General features: G+C 73.0%; 13 protein-coding genes. 9 read left to right on the top strand and 4 right to left on the bottom strand.

Annotated elements, in window-relative coordinates:
• The first annotated feature begins 37 nt into the window (after positions 1-37).
• Both AC1UE5_RS09690 and pth read left to right on the top strand, forming a co-directional pair.
• Positions 38-733, top strand: a complete 696-nt coding sequence (locus AC1UE5_RS09690) for a 50S ribosomal protein L25 (protein WP_482922600.1) — start codon at positions 38-40, stop codon at positions 731-733.
• A gap of 12 nt (positions 734-745) precedes the next feature.
• On the top strand, positions 746-1,321 hold the full coding sequence (gene pth / locus AC1UE5_RS09695) for an aminoacyl-tRNA hydrolase (RefSeq protein WP_482922602.1): 576 nt from the start codon (positions 746-748) through the stop codon (positions 1,319-1,321).
• Here the strand turns inward: pth and AC1UE5_RS09700 are convergent.
• Genes AC1UE5_RS09700 through AC1UE5_RS09710 form a run of 3 tightly spaced genes read right to left on the bottom strand, consistent with a single transcriptional unit; the run spans position 1,228 to position 6,361 of the window.
• Complete coding sequence (locus AC1UE5_RS09700; RefSeq protein ID WP_482922604.1) at positions 1,228-1,566, bottom strand: hypothetical protein; 339 nt, start codon at positions 1,564-1,566, stop codon at positions 1,228-1,230. The two genes, pth and AC1UE5_RS09700, sit on opposite strands and share 94 nt — an antisense overlap.
• 45 nt (positions 1,567-1,611) lie before the next feature.
• Positions 1,612-2,742, bottom strand: coding sequence for a sigma-70 family RNA polymerase sigma factor (locus tag AC1UE5_RS09705; RefSeq protein WP_482922606.1), 1,131 nt, complete (start codon positions 2,740-2,742; stop codon positions 1,612-1,614).
• A gap of 40 nt (positions 2,743-2,782) precedes the next feature.
• Positions 2,783-6,361: a M36 family metallopeptidase gene (locus tag AC1UE5_RS09710; RefSeq protein ID WP_482922608.1), complete on the bottom strand. Its 3,579-nt coding sequence runs from the start codon at positions 6,359-6,361 to the stop codon at positions 2,783-2,785.
• 116 nt (positions 6,362-6,477) lie between these two features.
• Here AC1UE5_RS09710 and mfd point away from each other — a divergent pair, with 116 nt between their 5' ends.
• The 4 genes from mfd (at position 6,478) to eno (ending at position 13,201) form a co-directional block, all read left to right on the top strand.
• Positions 6,478-9,834 carry a transcription-repair coupling factor gene (gene mfd, locus AC1UE5_RS09715; RefSeq protein WP_482922610.1) on the top strand — a complete coding sequence of 1,119 codons (3,357 nt, stop codon included), beginning with the start codon at positions 6,478-6,480 and terminating at the stop codon, positions 9,832-9,834.
• Positions 9,835-9,900: 66 nt separating this feature from the next.
• Complete coding sequence (locus tag AC1UE5_RS09720; protein ID WP_482922612.1) at positions 9,901-11,055, top strand: peptidyl-prolyl cis-trans isomerase; 1,155 nt, start codon at positions 9,901-9,903, stop codon at positions 11,053-11,055.
• A 104-nt stretch (positions 11,056-11,159) separates the two neighbouring features.
• Positions 11,160-11,930, top strand: coding sequence for a nucleoside triphosphate pyrophosphohydrolase (mazG, locus tag AC1UE5_RS09725; RefSeq protein ID WP_482922614.1), 771 nt, complete (start codon positions 11,160-11,162; stop codon positions 11,928-11,930).
• Positions 11,927-13,201, top strand: coding sequence for a phosphopyruvate hydratase (gene eno, locus AC1UE5_RS09730; protein ID WP_482922616.1), 1,275 nt, complete (start codon positions 11,927-11,929; stop codon positions 13,199-13,201). The genes mazG and eno overlap by 4 nt, the downstream gene beginning before the upstream one ends.
• On the opposite strand, the gene AC1UE5_RS09735 is transcribed toward eno, so the two are convergent.
• The gene (locus AC1UE5_RS09735; protein ID WP_482922618.1) at positions 13,198-14,070 is read right to left on the bottom strand and encodes a class II glutamine amidotransferase; all 873 of its coding nucleotides are present in this window, start codon (positions 14,068-14,070) and stop codon (positions 13,198-13,200) included. The two genes, eno and AC1UE5_RS09735, sit on opposite strands and share 4 nt — an antisense overlap.
• Before the next feature lie 103 nt (positions 14,071-14,173).
• Between AC1UE5_RS09735 and AC1UE5_RS09740 the strand changes: the two genes are divergently transcribed.
• The 3 genes from AC1UE5_RS09740 (at position 14,174) to AC1UE5_RS09750 (ending at position 15,262) form a co-directional block, all read left to right on the top strand.
• On the top strand, positions 14,174-14,431 hold the full coding sequence (locus AC1UE5_RS09740) for an FtsB family cell division protein (protein WP_482922620.1): 258 nt from the start codon (positions 14,174-14,176) through the stop codon (positions 14,429-14,431).
• 100 nt (positions 14,432-14,531) lie between these two features.
• A complete protein-coding gene (locus tag AC1UE5_RS09745) occupies positions 14,532-14,894 on the top strand; it encodes a hypothetical protein (protein ID WP_482922622.1) in 363 nt (120 codons plus the stop codon).
• 38 nt (positions 14,895-14,932) lie between these two features.
• Positions 14,933-15,262 carry a hypothetical protein gene (locus AC1UE5_RS09750; RefSeq protein ID WP_482922624.1) on the top strand — a complete coding sequence of 110 codons (330 nt, stop codon included), beginning with the start codon at positions 14,933-14,935 and terminating at the stop codon, positions 15,260-15,262.
• Positions 15,263-15,340: the final 78 nt, after the last annotated feature.

Here is a 15,340-nt window from a genome sequence, read left to right on the forward strand (position 1 = left end):
GTCGTCCGGACGGACCTCGCTACCCTCTCTGACCGCCATGGCCAACGCAACGACTCGTCTTTCCGCCACCCCGCGCGACATCGAAGGCTCGCGCTCGAACCGCCGCCTGCGCCGTTCCGGTCGCGTGCCCGCGGTCCTCTACGGCGGTGATGGCGAGCCGCAGCACATCAGCGTCGATGCTCGCGATCTCCGCATCGCCCTCCAGGGCGCGGGCGCCGTCATCGAGCTGGACGTCGACGGCACGACCGCCAACGCGGTCGTCAAGGACCAGCAGCGCGACCCGGTCCGCGGGGACGCCTGGCACGTCGACTTCGTGCGCGTCAACATGAACGTCGCGATCCAGACGCCGGTCGTGCTCGACCTCCAGGGCGTCGAGAACGCGCCGGGCATCGTCGAGGGCGGCGTGCTGGAGCAGCAGCTCCGCGAGCTGACCATCGAGGCGCTCCCGGGCGACGTGCCGGAGTCGATCGTCCACGATGCGTCCGGCCTCGAGGCCGGCGGCACGCTGACGGTCGCCGACATCACGGCGCCGAAGGGCATCACGATCCTCGACGACGCAGAGGCCGTCGTCGCGTCGATCACGCTGCCGCGCGCCGCGATCGAGGACGACTCCCCGGAGACCGAGACCGCGGTCGTCGGCGAGGACGGCACGCCCGCGGGCGAGGCCGACACCGGCTCCACCGGCGGCGACGCCGACGAGGCCGAGCCGGCCCCCGAGACCACCGAGCAGTAGCGCCCCGCCGCGGTGCGCTTCGGCAAAGGCCAGTCGACGGCCCCCGTCGACTGGCTGATCGTCGGCCTGGGCAACCCCGGGACGCGGTACGCCGGGACGCCGCACAACGTGGGCTTCGAGGTCGCGGACGCGCTCGCGCGCCGCTGGGACCTCCCCGCCGCGAAGAAGAAGTTCAACGGGCTGGTCACCGAGGGAAGGACTGGCCCGGGCGGTCCTCGCGTCGCGGTGCTCCTGCCGCAGACCTACATGAACGAGGCCGGCCGCAGCGCCGGCCCCGCGCGCGGCGCCTACCGCGTCGACGACCTCGAGCGGGTGCTCGTCCTGCACGACGAGATCGACCTGCCGTTCGGCGACGTCCGCACGCGCGTCGGCGGCGGGCTGGCGGGCCACAACGGCCTCAAGTCGCTCAAGCGCGAGCTCGGCGACCCGGGCTTCCAGCGCGTCCGGATCGGCGTCGGCAGGCCCGACTCCACCGATCCGGACATCGTGGCGTCCTACGTCCTCGGCAAGTGGCGCCAGAGCCGCGACGAGGTCCAGGACCTGATCGCGCGCGCGACCGACGCGGCCGAGCGCATCGTGCTGCCGTAGCCCGGCGCGCCGCGCAGCGCGCGCGAGCGCACGTCGAGCAGCTCGACCACCTGCGCGGTCGGGAGGAACGGGTCGGCGACCTTCGTGCCGTCCGTCATCGACAGCGCGGCGACCGGCCGGCCGTTCAGCTCGGCCAGCAGCACCTCGCCGCGCGGGACACGCGGGGAGGAGTCGAGGCCCGCGAGGTCGCGCAGCACCTGCTCGTCGTGCAGACCGGCACGGCGGATCGTGATGGTGGGATCCATCGCTTCCTGCCTTTCGTCTTCGGGGGAGGGAGAGGGGCGCCGCGGTCAGGCGGCGGAGGCGGCGCGGACGAGCGCCTCGGCGAGCAGCGGCCCGGCGGTGGCGGAGGCGTCCGCCTCCGGGTGCCACTGGGCGCCGATCGCGAACCGGCGGGACGGCACCTCGATCGACTCGACGACACCGTCCGCGGAGACCGCCACCGGGCGCACGCCGCGGCCGAGCCGCTTGATGCCCTGGTGGTGGGCGCCGCCGACGTGCGCGCCGGTGCCGACGATGTCGCGAAGCTTGGAGCCGTCGCCCGTGCGGACACGGTGCGACTCCTCGCTGCCGTGGACCTCGCCGGCCATCCCGGCCTGCGCGAGATCCTGGTGCAGCGTGCCGCCGAGCACGATGTTGAGCAGCTGGCTGCCGCGGCACACGCCGACGATCGGCAGGTCGTCGACCAGCGCCTGGCGGACGAGCTTGAGGTCGCGGCGGTCGCGCTCCAGGTCGGCGCCGAGCGTGAGCGGGCTCAGCTCCTCGCCGTAGAGGCCGGGGTGGAGGTCCTGGTAGCTGCCGCTGAGGACGAACGCGTCGGCGCCGGCGAGCGTCAGCTCCCGCTCGTCGCTCGGCAGCACGACGACGTCGGCGCCCGCGGCGCGCAGCCACGCCTCGCACGAGTCCGGCGCGGCGTCGGCGACGAGCAGCGCGACCCGCGGGGCGGCGCGCTGGGCGCCTTCGCGCATCGCCTTGGCGAACGCGCGGCGGGCGCGCGAGACGCGCTGGCGGGCGGCGGCGTCGGCGATGTCGAGCAGCTGCGCGATCTCGTGGTGCGTCAACCCGGCCTGGAAGCGCATCAGCAGGAGCATCCGCTCGTGCGGCGTCAGGCGGCCGAGGGCCTCGCGGGCGGCCAGCGCCTCGTCGTGGTCGCCGCCGACGGCGGCGGCGTCGAGCTCCTCCGCCAGCGGCGTCGCACGGCGCACGCGGCGGCGGCGCAGCTCGTCGAGCGCGAGGTTGGTCGCGGTCCGGTGCAGCCAGGCGCGCAGGTGGTCGTCGTCGGCGTCGCGGGGTGCGGCGGTCCAGGCCTTCGCGAACGCCTCCTGACGCACGTCCTCGGCGGCGTGCGGGTCACCGAGCATGCGCCGCAGCCGCCGGGTCAGCGGCGCCGTCTGCTCTTCCATGAGGGCTTCGAGGGTCATGCACCCGTTCAACGCACGAGGACCCCGAAGTGTGACGTCGTCAGCCGCGGAGGGTGAGACGGGCGGTCGCGATGCGCTGCCCGGCGGTCGCATGTGCGGTCACGGCGAGCCTGCCGCGGCGGGCCTTGCGCAGGGCGGTGCGGCCGCGGGAGGAGAGGCGGACGGCGACGGTGGCCGTGCCGCTGCGGGTGGCGGTGAACGTGGCCGTGCCGATCGTGCGCCTGCCGGCGCGGAGCGTCACCTTCCCGCGCGTCGATGGCGGAGCCGTGAGGCGCAGCGTGACGCGCCCGCGGGTGACCCGCAGCGTGCGGGCGCCGGTGAACGCGAGCGTCGGCGCGGGCGTGGCGCCGGGGCCGTCCGCGCGCGGGGCGGCCGGGGTGGTCCCGCCAGCGGGTGCGGTCCCGCCGCCGGCCGTGCTGCCGCCGCCGTCGGTGGTGCCGCTGCCTGTGCCGTTGCCGGTGCCACCGCCGCTGCCGTCGCCACCGGTGCCGGTCCCGCCGCCGCCGTCACCGTCCGCCGCGCTCGTCGTGAACGTGCGATCCGCGCCCGCGGCCACGACCTCGCCCCCACGCAGCGCCTCGACGCGGTAGTGGTAGGTCGTGCCGGCGGCGAGCCCCGTGAGCTTCGTGGTGCGCTCCACCGCGCCCCGCGCGGCGCCCGCCGAGGCCACGGTCGTCGCCGCGCCGTACGCCTCGGTCGTGCCCCAGACGATGCGGTAGTCGGTCGCGGCGCCCGCCGCGTCGATCGCGCCGCCCACCGTCGCGGTGCTCGCGCCGACGCCGGTGGCGACGGAGGTCGTCGCGGCCGCGGTGTTGTCCTCGCAGCCGGTGCTGCGGGTCGCGAAGCCGATCGACCACCCGGCGAGCGTGCCCGTGTCGCCCGGCCCGCCGTCGATCGCGGTGAGCGTCCACGTCCCGGCGGTCGTGGCGCCCTCGTACGGCGCGAGCGCCTCCAGCGGGCGCCAACGGCCGGTGAACGGCGCCTGGGCGAGCGTGGCGCCCGCGAACGCGCTCGTCGCCTGGTCGTCGAAGATCGTCGCGGTCATCGTCGCGGCGCCCATCCGCGCGTTGCCAGGGCGGCTCATGAGCCGCCGCCGCGGGCCCCCGTCGTGCGAGACGAAGAGCTCGAGGTCGCCGAGATACGCGTGCGTGAGGCCGTCGACGCGGACCTCGACGTCCTGCACCGGCGTCCCCGGCCCGGGGATCGTGATCGTCGAGCTGACGCCCCCGGCGTTGTTGTCGGGGATCGCCGCGTTCGGCGTCGCGGACGTCCACACCGTGCCGCTCGGGACGACCGGCGCGCCGGCGCGCAGCCGGAAGGGGAGCGTCGCGGCGCCGGACGGCAGCGTCGTGGCCACGTTCAACGTCGCGGGCGTGCCGCAGGGCAGCGACGGGTCGAGCGTCACCGTCACGTCGCCTTCCGCGTCGGCGCGCGCGAGCGGCGTCGCGAGCGCCGGCCACGTCGTCGCGCCGCCCGTCACCGTGACGCCGGCCGTCGCCGACGACACCGTCCCGGACAGCTCGCCCAGTCCCTCGACGCCCGTGTTGACCAGCGCCGGCCGCAGCCGCACGGTCTCGCCGGGCTCGGCCACGCCGTCGCGGTCGCCCTCGAGCTCGTGCACCGCCGGGTCGTCGGCAACCGACGGGCGCGGGAGGTCGAACGCCTCGGTGGCCGCGCTGACGTTCGTGCCCGCCGACGCGGCGGAGACGCCGAGCCCGCGGGCGGCGAACGCGCGCCACAGCTGCGCGTAGTGCGTCGCGCCGGTCGCCAGGTCGGCCTGCAGGATCGCGTCGCGCATGTCGACGTAGGTCGGGTTCGGCGCGCTGAGCCGCAGGCCGGCGGTGACGAGCCGCTCGGCCTCGTCGCTGCCGATCGCGCGGCGGACGTCCCACAGGGTCTGCGACCACATCTCGCCGCTCGTGTGCGGCGCCGTCAGCGTGCGGATGTCCTGGTACGTGTACGCGCCGCCGTTGGCCGCGCACCTCCCGGCGACCGGGTCCGTGCGGCGGCAGTCGATGGCCTGCGTGCGGATGCCGGTGCCGTTCCAGTACGCGCCGTACGACAGGTCGCCGGCCGTCGGGCCGTCGACCGCGTACCCGCTGCGCTCCAGGAAGTCGAGCGCGTACCAGTCGCTCCAGCCCTCGCCCATCGACCGCGCCTGCTCGCCCTGCAGCATCGAGCCTCCGGCCGCGTTGACGACGAGCCGGTTGGTCAGCCCGTGCGTGTACTCGTGGTAGACGGTCTCGGCGCTGTGCCCGCTCTGCAGGTCGTACGCCGACCGGCGCGGGAACATCTGCATCCGCGGTGACGTCCCGTCCGGCGGCGTCGAGAAGTTCGCGTTGTCGAACCCGCTGCCGTCGTTGTTCTCCGCGATGACGCGGTCGCCGCCCTCGAAGTTGCCCGAGGCGGGAGTGAACCCGATCGGCTCGCTCAGCAGGTGGTCGTGGAAGCGGTTGGCGTGGAAGAAGAGGTTGACCGCCGAGCTGCGCTCGTTGAGCGTCAGGGTGCTCGCGTCGGCGGAGTTCCACGTGCAGAACGCGGGCGCGGGCGGGCACGGCCCGGTCACCGTGTCGGGCGCGACGAGCGGGTAGCGCCAGTCGCTGCCGCTCGACGGCGGGGTGTCCTCGCCCGCGTCCGCGGCGTTGTTGGCGTTGCGGTCCGTGTAGGTGTGGGTGAAGTCGCCCGCCAGCTTGGCGGCGTCGGTCAGCCAGCGCGGGTTCGCCGCCAGGTCGACCGTCACCGGCGTGCCGCCCTGCGCGCTGCCCGGGAAGCGGTCGTAGACGTCCGCGCGCGACTCGTGCGCGGTGAGCGGACGACGGACGAGCACCGCACCGGTGTCCGCGTCGAGCGCCTGCTCGTAGCCGCGGCCGTCGGGGTCGAGGGCGAACGTCCGCCACACCAGCCGGCCGCCGCCGGGGCCCGCGAGGACGGCGAGGCGGGCGGCGCCGCCGTCGGCGAAGTCGGTCTCGCGCTCGGGGCCGCGCTCCGTCTGCCCGGCCGGCGCGACGCGGGGAGCGCCGGCGTCGGCCAGCGCCTCGCCGTAGGCCGCGCCCGGCCCGAGCGCCGGTTCGGCGTCGTCGACCGCCAGGTCGGGCTGCGCGCCGCCGCTCACCGAGATCAGCCGCCCGTCCCGTGCGACGTGCGCGATCAGGCCGGTGTCGAACGCCGCGATGCCGTCGACCGTCTGGACCCAGCGCAGCGTCGTGATGCCGTCCGCGGAGGTGAACCGGGCCTCCAGCCGGAGCGCGTCCACGTCGCCGGCGTCGAGCCCGAACACCTCGGGTCGCGCGCGCACGTAGTCGAGCGCGACCGTCGCGGCGTCCGCGGGGGAGGCGCCGGTGAGGAAGCCGTCCGCGCGCCGCACGTCGGCGACGCCGCCCGTCTGCGGGGCGGCCTCCACGCGACCGAGCGCGCCGAGCCGGCGATCCAGCGCGCGGCGGCCGGCGGCGACCTCCGCGCTCACGTGCGCGCGCTCGCCCGCGCGCGTGTCGAGGGCCGGGCGGCCACCGACGTCGCCCTCGTCGGCGCGTGCGGCGGCCGGCGCGCCGCCCGCGAGGGCGAGCACGAGCGCCAGCGCCGCGGAGGCGCGCAGGCGAAACGGGACGGTCCAAGGCCGCATGTCCCCAGATGATCGGACGCCGGCGCCCTGTCCGGTAGGCCGCGGACGCGCCACGGGTACCCTGGGAAGAGCACCCGGCCGGGCCTCTTGCCCGGTCGCTCTGCGTGCCCGGATCCATGTCCCTGCGCCCTCTCCTCCAGCACCTCACCGACGACGCCGACGCGGCGACGCTCCGCCTCGACGCCCCCGCCTCAGGCGCGACGCGCGCCTTCGTCTCGCAGGCCCTGCGGCCGTACGTCGTCGCGGGCCTCGCCGACACCGACCCGGCCCACGCGACGCTCGTCGTCGCCGGCGACGACAAGCAGGCGCGCGACCTCGCCGCCGACCTGGCGACCTGGCTGGCGCCCCGGCCCGTCCGCTTCTACCCGAGCCGCGGCGTCACGTACGAGTCGCACCTCGCGCCGCCGCCGCACCTCGTCGGCCTGCGGGTCGCGGCGATCGACGCGCTCATCGACGCCTCCAAGGGCGACGGCGACGCGGAGCCGCCGGTCGTCGTCGTGTCGGCCGTCGCGCTGTCCGAGAAGGTGCCCGACCCGGAGCTGCGCCCGCACGGCTTCATGGTCCGCAAGGGCGACCTGATCGACCTCGATGAGACCGCTATCAGGCTCGCCGCGATGGGCTACGCGCGCGTCGACCAGGTCGAGGACCGCGGCCAGTTCGCGATCCGCGGCGAGCTGCTCGACATCTACCCTGCGACGGCCGACCGCGCCGTCCGCGTCGACCTGTTCGACATCGAGGTCGAGACGCTCCGCGAGTTCTCCACGTTCACCCAGCGCTCGTTCGGCGACGTGGACTGCGTCGAGATCGCGCCGGCCGCCGAGCTGGCCGTCGAGCACCGTGAGCTCGCCGAGGTCGCCGCCGCGGACGAGGAGGCCGAGCGCCCCGACATCGCCGAGCTGCTCCCGCTCGACAAGTTCCACGCGTTCATGGACCTCGCGCCGGCCGACGCGCACGTCCTGATCGCGGCGGAGGAGGACCTCGAGCCCGCGCTCAAGGACCACTGGCAGGACGTCTGCACGGCGTTCCGGGACCAGGACGCGCACGGCCTGTACGTCAACCCGGACACGGTGCTCGCGCAGCTCGACGCGCGCGGCCGCGTGCGGCTCAGCTCGATCAGCGGCAACCAGCCGGTCGAGCTGCGCGCGCAGACCGCCGACACCGCGGCCCGTGGCCTCAAGGAGGCCGAGACGGAGCTGGAGAAGCTCACGCGCTCGGGCTACCGCACCGTCGTCACGTGGGCCACCCGCGCGGAGGGTGAGCGAGCGGCGTACAACCTCGCGCGGCTGCGCGCGTCGTGGGACTCCGACGAGAAGCTCCAGTTCCGCACCGCGCGCCTGCGCGACGGCTTCATCGCCCCGGGCCTGAAGCTCGCGGTCCTCCCCGACCACCGCCTCATCCGCCGCCGCCCCGAGCGCAGCGGCGGGATGGACACGGGCCGGCGGCGGCGCGGCGCGCTGCGGTCGTTCGCCGACCTGCGGACCGGCGACATCGTCGTCCACGAGGACCACGGGCTGGCGCGCTTCGCCGGCTTCGACACGAAGACCGTCGCGGGCGTCACGCGCGACTACCTCAACCTCGAGTACGCCGGCACCGACAAGGTCTTCCTGCCGGTCGACCAGCTCGCGAAGATCTCCCGCTACGTCGGCGCGGGCGGCAGCCACCCGCCGCTCTCCAAGCTCGGCGGCAAGAGCTGGGAGACGCTCAAGACGCGCGCCCGGCGGGCCGCGCAGGAGCTGGCCGGCGAGCTGCTCAACCTCTACGCCGAGCGCAAGCGCCGCGTCGGGCTCTCGTTCCCGCCCGACAGCGAGTGGCTGCAGGAGTTCGAGGCGAAGTTCCCCTACCAGGAGACGCCGGACCAGCGGATGGCGATCGAGCTGGTGAAGGGCGACATGGAGGCCGAGCGCCCGATGGACCGGCTCATCTGCGGCGACGTCGGCTACGGCAAGACCGAGGTCGCGCTGCGGGCCGCCTTCAAGGCCGCCGACGCCGGCAAGCAGGTGCTGATGCTGGTGCCGACGACGATCCTCGCCCAGCAGCACTACGGCACGTTCGCCGAGCGGCTCAAGGACTACCCGTTCACGATCGAGCACGTCAGCCGGTTCCGCCAGCCGAAGGACCAGAAGCTCGCCATCGAGGGCTTCGCCAACGGCACCGTCGACATCCTCGTCGGCACCCACCGGCTGCTCAGCCGCGACGTGCGCGCGAAGGACCTCGGGCTGATCATCGTCGACGAGGAGCAGCGCTTCGGCGTCAAGCAGAAGGAGCTCCTGCGGCAGATGAAGCTCAAGGTCGATGTCATCTCGATGTCGGCAACGCCGATCCCGCGAACGCTCCAGATGTCGCTCGCGGGCCTGCGCGACATCACGGTCATCGAGACCCCGCCGGAGGGCCGCCGGCCGATCAAGACCTACGTCGGCGAGTACGACGAGGAGCTGGTCAAGGGCGCGCTCGTGCGTGAGAAGGCGCGCAAGGGGCAGGCGTTCTTCCTCCACAACCGGGTCGAGACGATCGACGAGACCGCCGAGCGGCTACGCGCGCTGGTCCCGGACATGACCTTCGAGGTCGCGCACGGCCAGCTCGACGAGAAGGAGCTGGAGAAGCGGATGCTGCGCTTCCTGCGCGGCGAGGCCGACGTGCTGGTCGCGACGTCGATCATCGAGTCGGGGATCGACATCCCGCAGGCCAACACGCTGATCGTCGAGCGGGCCGACATGTTCGGCCTCAGCCAGCTCTACCAGATCCGCGGGCGCGTGGGCCGCAGCCGTGAGCGCGCGTACGCGTACCTGCTGTACCCGAGCGCGGCGGCGCTCACGGGCGACGCCGCGAACCGGCTGGCGGCGCTGAGCGACTACACCGAGCTGGGCGCGGGCTTCAAGGTCGCCATGCGCGACCTCGAGCTGCGCGGCGCGGGCAACCTGCTGGGCGACGAGCAGTCCGGCCACGTCGCGGCGCTCGGCTTCGAGCTGTACATGCAGATGCTCGACGAGGCCGTCGCCGAGCAGGCCGGCACGGTCGACGCGGACGCGCCCGAGCCTGTCCGGCTGGATGTCAACGTCGACGCGTACGTCCCGGCGGACTACGTCCCGTACGAGCAGGCCAAGGTCGACGTGCACCGCCGCATCGCCGGAGCCATCGAGGTGTCCGAGCTGGAGGCGCTGCGCGAGGAGCTCATCGATCGCTTCGGCCCGGTGCCCGAACCTCTCGCGAACCTCATCTCGCTGCAGCGGGCGCGGATCAAGCTCGGCCAGGCCGGGGCGACGGCCGTGTCGTTCCGTAACAATCGCCTCGCAGTCACGCCCGTCGAGCTAGACTCCGTCCGCGCGAAGCGCCTCCGACAGGAGATCCCGGAGGCGCTGTACGAGTCCGGCAAGTCGCAGGTCTCGGTTCGTGTCCCGGACGACCCGGCGGAGCGTTTCCCGGCGGTGGTCCGAGCCGCGGATGTGCTGCTGGCGGTCACAAGCGAAGCTGCTTGATCCTCACTTAACAAAGTCTCGCTCGAATAAGGATCCATGTCTCAAGTCGCAACATTCCGTCGCGCGATGCTGTGCGCGCTCGTCGTCCCGGCGCTCGCGCTAGCGGCATGCGGCGACGACAACGTCCCTGGCAACGCGGTCGCCAAGGTCGACGACGAGGTCATCTCGAAGTCGACGTTCGACCACTGGATGAACATCGCGGCCATCTCGTCGCAGTCGCAGCAGCAGCCGCAGACCGACGCCAAGACGGCCCCCAAGCCCAAGATCCCCGTGCCGCCGGACTTCACGGCCTGCATCGCGGACAAGAAGAAGAACGCGCCGAAGCCCGCCAAGGGCCAGCCGCAGCCGAAGGACTCGGACTACAAGACCCAGTGCAAGCAGGAGTACGAGGGCCTGCGCGACTCGGTCATGCAGCTGCTGATCCAGAACGAGTGGATCTCGGGCGAGGCCGCCGAGCAGGACATCAAGCTCAGCGACAAGGACCTCCAGAAGGCGTTCGACGCGGAGAAGAAGCGTTCGTTCCCCAAGGACGCCGACTACAAGAAGTTCCTCCAGACCTCGGGCTTCACCGAGGAGGACGTGAAGTTCCGCGTCCGGCTGCAGGAGCTGTCGAACCGGATCCAGCAGAAGATCACCAAGGGCAAGGACAAGGTCACCGACGCCCAGATCACGGCGTACTACAACAAGAACAAGAAGCAGTTCGCGCAGCCTGAGCGCCGCGACCTGCGGATCGTCCTGACCAAGGAGAAGGGCAAGGCCGAGGAGGCCAAGGCCGCCCTGGAGAACGGCGACTCCTGGAAGTCCGTCGCGAAGAAGTACTCGATCGACCAGCAGACGAAGGCCAACGGCGGCGAGCTGCCGGCGGTCTCCGAGGGCCAGCAGGAGCCGGCGCTCGACAAGGCGATCTTCGGCGCGGACAAGGGCAAGGTCACCGGCCCGGTCAAGACCCAGTTCGGCTACTACGTCTTCGAGGTCTCGAAGGTCACGCCGGCCAGCCAGCAGAAGCTGGAGGAGGCCAAGCAGACCATCAAGAGCATCCTCGCCTCCGAGGGCCAGCAGAAGGCCATGGAGAAGTTCGTCAAGGACTACGAGAAGCAGTGGAAGGACGTCACGCAGTGCCAGAAGGGCTTCGAGACGCAGAACTTCTGCAAGAACGCCCCGAAGCCGAAGACGACCACCACCGGCGCGATGACCGCCGAGGGCACGCCCACGCAGCCCTAGCCGTCGCCGCGTGATCACCTGGGAGAGTCCGCCTCTGGCGGATTCTCCCGGCTCGATCCAAGCCCGCAGGGCGCCGGATCGGGCGTTGTGCTTCTGTGAGGCGCATGGCTGACGGAGAGGACATCCGCCGGGCCCTCGGCGAGCTGGACGCGCTCACGCGCCGCCTGCGCGTGGAGTGCCCCTGGGACCGCGAGCAGGACGAGCGCACGATCGTCCCGCACACGCTGGAGGAGGCCTACGAGCTGGCCGACGCCGCCAACCGCGGCGACGACGGCAAGCTCCTCGACGAGCTGGGCGACGTGCTCTTCCAGGTGCACTTCCTGTCGCTGCTGCTCGAGGAGCGCGGCGCGGGCGACCTCGCCCAGGTGGCCGACCACATCCGCACCAAGCTGATCCGGCGTCACCCGCACGTCTTCGGGGAGACCGAGGTCGCGGACGCGGGCGAGGTGCTGCAGAACTGGGACGCGATCAAGAAGACCGAGGCCGGCCGCGAGCCGGGCATCTTCGGCGAGGTCCCGGAGAACCTCCCGGGCCCGCTGTACGCGCGCAAGGTGCAGCGCCGCGCGGCGTCCTCGGGCCTCGACGCCGACCACGTGCCGTACGAGGCCGTCGGCGCGCACCTCCAGCGGCTGGAGGCGGCCGCGGAGGCGCAGGACCGCGACGCGGCCTTCGCCGAGGTCGGCGACGTCCTCTTCGCGGCCGTCAACGTCGCACGGAAGCTGAAGGTCGACCCGGAGCTTGCCCTCCGCGCCTCAGCGGATAGGTTCCGCGCGCGGGTCGAGCGCGCGGCCGAGCTGTCCGGTGACGGATGGGACGAGCTGCCGGTCGACCGCAAGCTGCAGTACTACGCGCAGGCCAGATTGGAGACCGAGTGAGCCAGATCGAACGCGTCCACGCCCGACAGGTCCTCGACAGCCGGGGCAACCCGACCGTCGAGGTCGAGATCGCCCTGCGCTCCGGGGCGACCGGCCGCGCGCTGGTGCCGTCCGGGGCGTCGACCGGCGAGTTCGAGGCCACCGAGCTGCGCGACGGCGCCGACGCCTGGCTCGGCAAGGGCGTCACCCAGGCCGTCGCCAACGTCAACGGCGAGATCGCGTCCGCCATCGCCGGCGATGACGTGCTCGACCAGGCGGGGCTCGACCGCAAGCTCATCGCGCTCGACGGCACGCCGAACAAGAACCGGCTCGGGGCGAACGCCATCCTCGGCGTCTCGCTCGCCGCCGCCCACGCGGCCGCGGCGGAGGAGCGCCTGCCGCTGTGGCGCTACCTGGGCGGCGAGGCGGCCCACGTGCTGCCCGTGCCGATGATGAACGTCCTCAACGGCGGCGCGCATGCCGACAACTCCGTCGACTTCCAGGAGTTCATGATCGTCCCGTCCGGGGCGCCGACGTTCGCGGAGGGCCTGCGCTGGGGCGCCGAGGTGTACCACCACCTCAAGAAGACGCTCCACAAGCGCGGCCTGTCGACGGCGGTCGGCGACGAGGGCGGGTTCGCGCCCGACCTCGAGTCCAACGAGGCGGCGCTCCAGGCGCTCGTCGAGGGCATCGAGGCCGCGGGCTACAAGCCCGGCGAGGACCTCGTCATCGCGCTGGACCCCGCCACGTCGGAGATCTTCAAGGGCGGCGAGTACGACCTCGAGCACGAGCACCGCAAGCTCTCCTCCGCCGACCTGGCCTCGTACTGGGCCGACCTGGCCGGCAAGTACCCGATCGTCTCGATCGAGGACGGCATGGACGAGGAGGACTGGGACGGCTGGAAGGTCCTCACCGACAAGATCGGCGACAAGGTGCAGCTCGTCGGCGACGACCTGTTCGTGACGAACACGGAGCGCCTGAAGCGGGGCATCGAGGCCGGCGTCGGCAACTCGATCCTCATCAAGGTCAACCAGATCGGCACCCTGACCGAGACGCTCGAGGCGATCGGGATGGCGCGCGAGGCCGGCTACACCGCCGTCATGTCGCACCGCTCGGGCGAGACCGAGGACGTCACGATCGCCGACCTCGCCGTCGCCACCGGCTGCGGCCAGATCAAGACCGGCGCCCCGGCCCGCTCGGACCGCGTCGCCAAGTACAACCAGCTCCTCCGCATCGAGGAGGCGCTGGGCGGCGACGCGACCTACCCGGGCCGCAGCGTCTTCCGCAGCTAGCCGGTCGAGGAGCCGGTCCCGACCGACTCCTCCTGCGACGCGGCCTCCCGTCCGGTGAGCTCCATGAGCCGGGCGGGCGGCCCGTCGATGACCTTCGTGACCGAGAGGTCGAGGTCAGGCCCGACGCGGATCAGCTCGCCGGGCAGCAGCTCGCGCCAGCGCGGGTCGTCGTCCATCTTCTCGCTCGCGACGACGACGACCGGGCGGTCGGTGGCCTCCTCCATCTGCACGTTGATCTCGCCGTGCGAGCCGTGCTCGTTGAGCGGCGTCTCGTCCGGCAGGTGGTGGAGGACCCACAGCTCGTTGCCCTCGGGGTAGCGGAGCGCCCACAGCTCGTCAGGCGTCGTCATGACGAAGTTGAGCGAGTAGAGCTCGACGTTCTCCGCCAGCCAGCTGACGGCGGCGGTGACGCCCTGGCGGACGTCGCCGTCGTGGTCGCGGATCTTGCGGGTGATGAAGGCGAAGAGCCGCTCGCTGTCGGTGGTGCCGAGCAGCTCGGAGCGCAGGTCGCCCAGCTCCGCCTCGACCCGGTCCAGGTCTCCGACGATGCCGTTGTGGCCGAAGATCCGGCCGTCGAGCACGAAAGGGTGGGTGTTCTCCAGCGTCAGCTCGCCCACCGACGCGTAGCGCACGTGGGCGATGAACGTGGTCGAGCACTCCTCGCGGGCCTCCCTGGCGTACAGCTCGGCGACGTACGCGGCCAGCGGCGCCTTGTCGACGTCGATGCTGCCGTCGGGCTCGAACGTCCCCAGGCCGAAGCCGTCGGGGTTGCGGCGGCTCTGCTCGACGAGCGACCCGGGGGCCTCGAGGAGCCAGAAGGTGGCGTTGGCCGGCTCGCGGCCGGCGTGGAGTCCGAACAGTCTGCACATGACCCTGCACATCCGTCTAACCGGCAGGAGCGCCCCGAAACATGCCGAACGGACTAGGCACATGGCCGCCAAGTCAGCCGCTGCCCGAATCCGCTGGGATCGCGTGGGACGCGTCGCGCTCCTGCTCGTCCTCGTGGGCGTCGTCGGGCTGTACATCAACCCGCTCCGCTCGTACGTGTCGACCTGGCAGGAGTCCAAGGCGCGCTCGGCGGAGGTCGCCGCGCTCGAGGCCGAGAACGAGAAGCTGCGCAAGCGGCGCGCCGAGCTGAAGGACCCCAAGGCGCTCGAGCGCGAGGCGCGCAAGCTGGGCATGGTCAAGCCGGGCGAGCGCGCGTTCGTGGTCGAAGCTCCCACGAAGTAGTCGCGACGCGCCGTCGGTCTGACCTGCGGCGTCCGCCGAAGGTCGACCTCCCAACGCCGCCACAACCGCCCCGCACGGCGAGCCGCGGACGGTCGGCGGCATGAAGATCACCAAGCTCAGGGTCGCGGCCCTCACCACCCTCACGGCGCTCTCGATCGGCGCCGGCACCGCGTCGGCGATGTACGACGACGACATGTTCTGCGACGTCGAGGAGTACACCTGCGGCAACGGCGGCGGCTACGGCGGCTGGCCCACCGGCGGGGGCGGCGGGGGCGGCGGTGGAGGTGGCGGCGGCTACTACCCGACTCCGGTGTTCCGCGGCACCGACACGACCACGTGCTACCTCAACGGCGTCCCGTTCGCGTGCCCGCGCGACACGTACGAGACGTCGCCGGGCCGGTACATCACCAAGTGCTACTGGACCGAGGGCGGCGTGCGCCGGCACGAGATCCCGTGCCCGTGACCTCCTGACCGCGCGCGCCCCGGGCTAGCCTGGGGCGCGTGCAGGAGGACCCCTTCGAGACCGCCGCGTACCAGTGGCTGGAAGGCGAGCGCCGCATCCGCGATGCGGAGCCGCAGGAGCGCCGCGTCATGGAGCGCGTCGTCGACCGCGCCGTCGAGGAGCTGCGCCGCCGCCTCGGCGGCCCGTTCACCGCGGGCGAGCTGGCGCGCCTGTACGACGAGCAGGGCACCCGCTGGGTGATGGAGATCGCCCAGACCGTCGCGCCCGACGACCCTGCGGCGTGGGACCAGCGCGTCGCGGACGCCGCCTTCGCGCGCTACCTGCGCGAGGCGACCGACTACGCCGGCGGGCGGCGCATCGTCGAGTAGCGCCGCTGCCCGGCTCGAGGTCCGCTCCCCTTCGACCCGGCACAGTTTCGACCCGGTATGCGAGTCGAAGCTGTGCCG

Source organism: Parviterribacter multiflagellatus (assembly GCF_056863265.1).

Bases quoted from the DNA above. Each gene is read 5' to 3' on its own strand.
- AC1UE5_RS09690 (WP_482922600.1), top strand. From the start codon at position 38: ATGGCCAACGCAACGACTCGTCTTTCCGCCACCCCGCGCGACATCGAA.
- AC1UE5_RS09700 (WP_482922604.1), bottom strand. From the start codon at position 1,566: ATGGATCCCACCATCACGATCCGCCGTGCCGGTCTGCACGACGAGCAG.
- AC1UE5_RS09705 (WP_482922606.1), bottom strand. From the start codon at position 2,742: ATGACCCTCGAAGCCCTCATGGAAGAGCAGACGGCGCCGCTGACCCGG.
- AC1UE5_RS09710 (WP_482922608.1), bottom strand. From the start codon at position 6,361: ATGCGGCCTTGGACCGTCCCGTTTCGCCTGCGCGCCTCCGCGGCGCTG.
- mfd (WP_482922610.1), top strand. From the start codon at position 6,478: ATGTCCCTGCGCCCTCTCCTCCAGCACCTCACCGACGACGCCGACGCG.
- AC1UE5_RS09720 (WP_482922612.1), top strand. From the start codon at position 9,901: ATGCTGTGCGCGCTCGTCGTCCCGGCGCTCGCGCTAGCGGCATGCGGC.
- mazG (WP_482922614.1), top strand. From the start codon at position 11,160: ATGGCTGACGGAGAGGACATCCGCCGGGCCCTCGGCGAGCTGGACGCG.
- AC1UE5_RS09735 (WP_482922618.1), bottom strand. From the start codon at position 14,070: ATGTGCAGACTGTTCGGACTCCACGCCGGCCGCGAGCCGGCCAACGCC.
- AC1UE5_RS09745 (WP_482922622.1), top strand. From the start codon at position 14,532: ATGAAGATCACCAAGCTCAGGGTCGCGGCCCTCACCACCCTCACGGCG.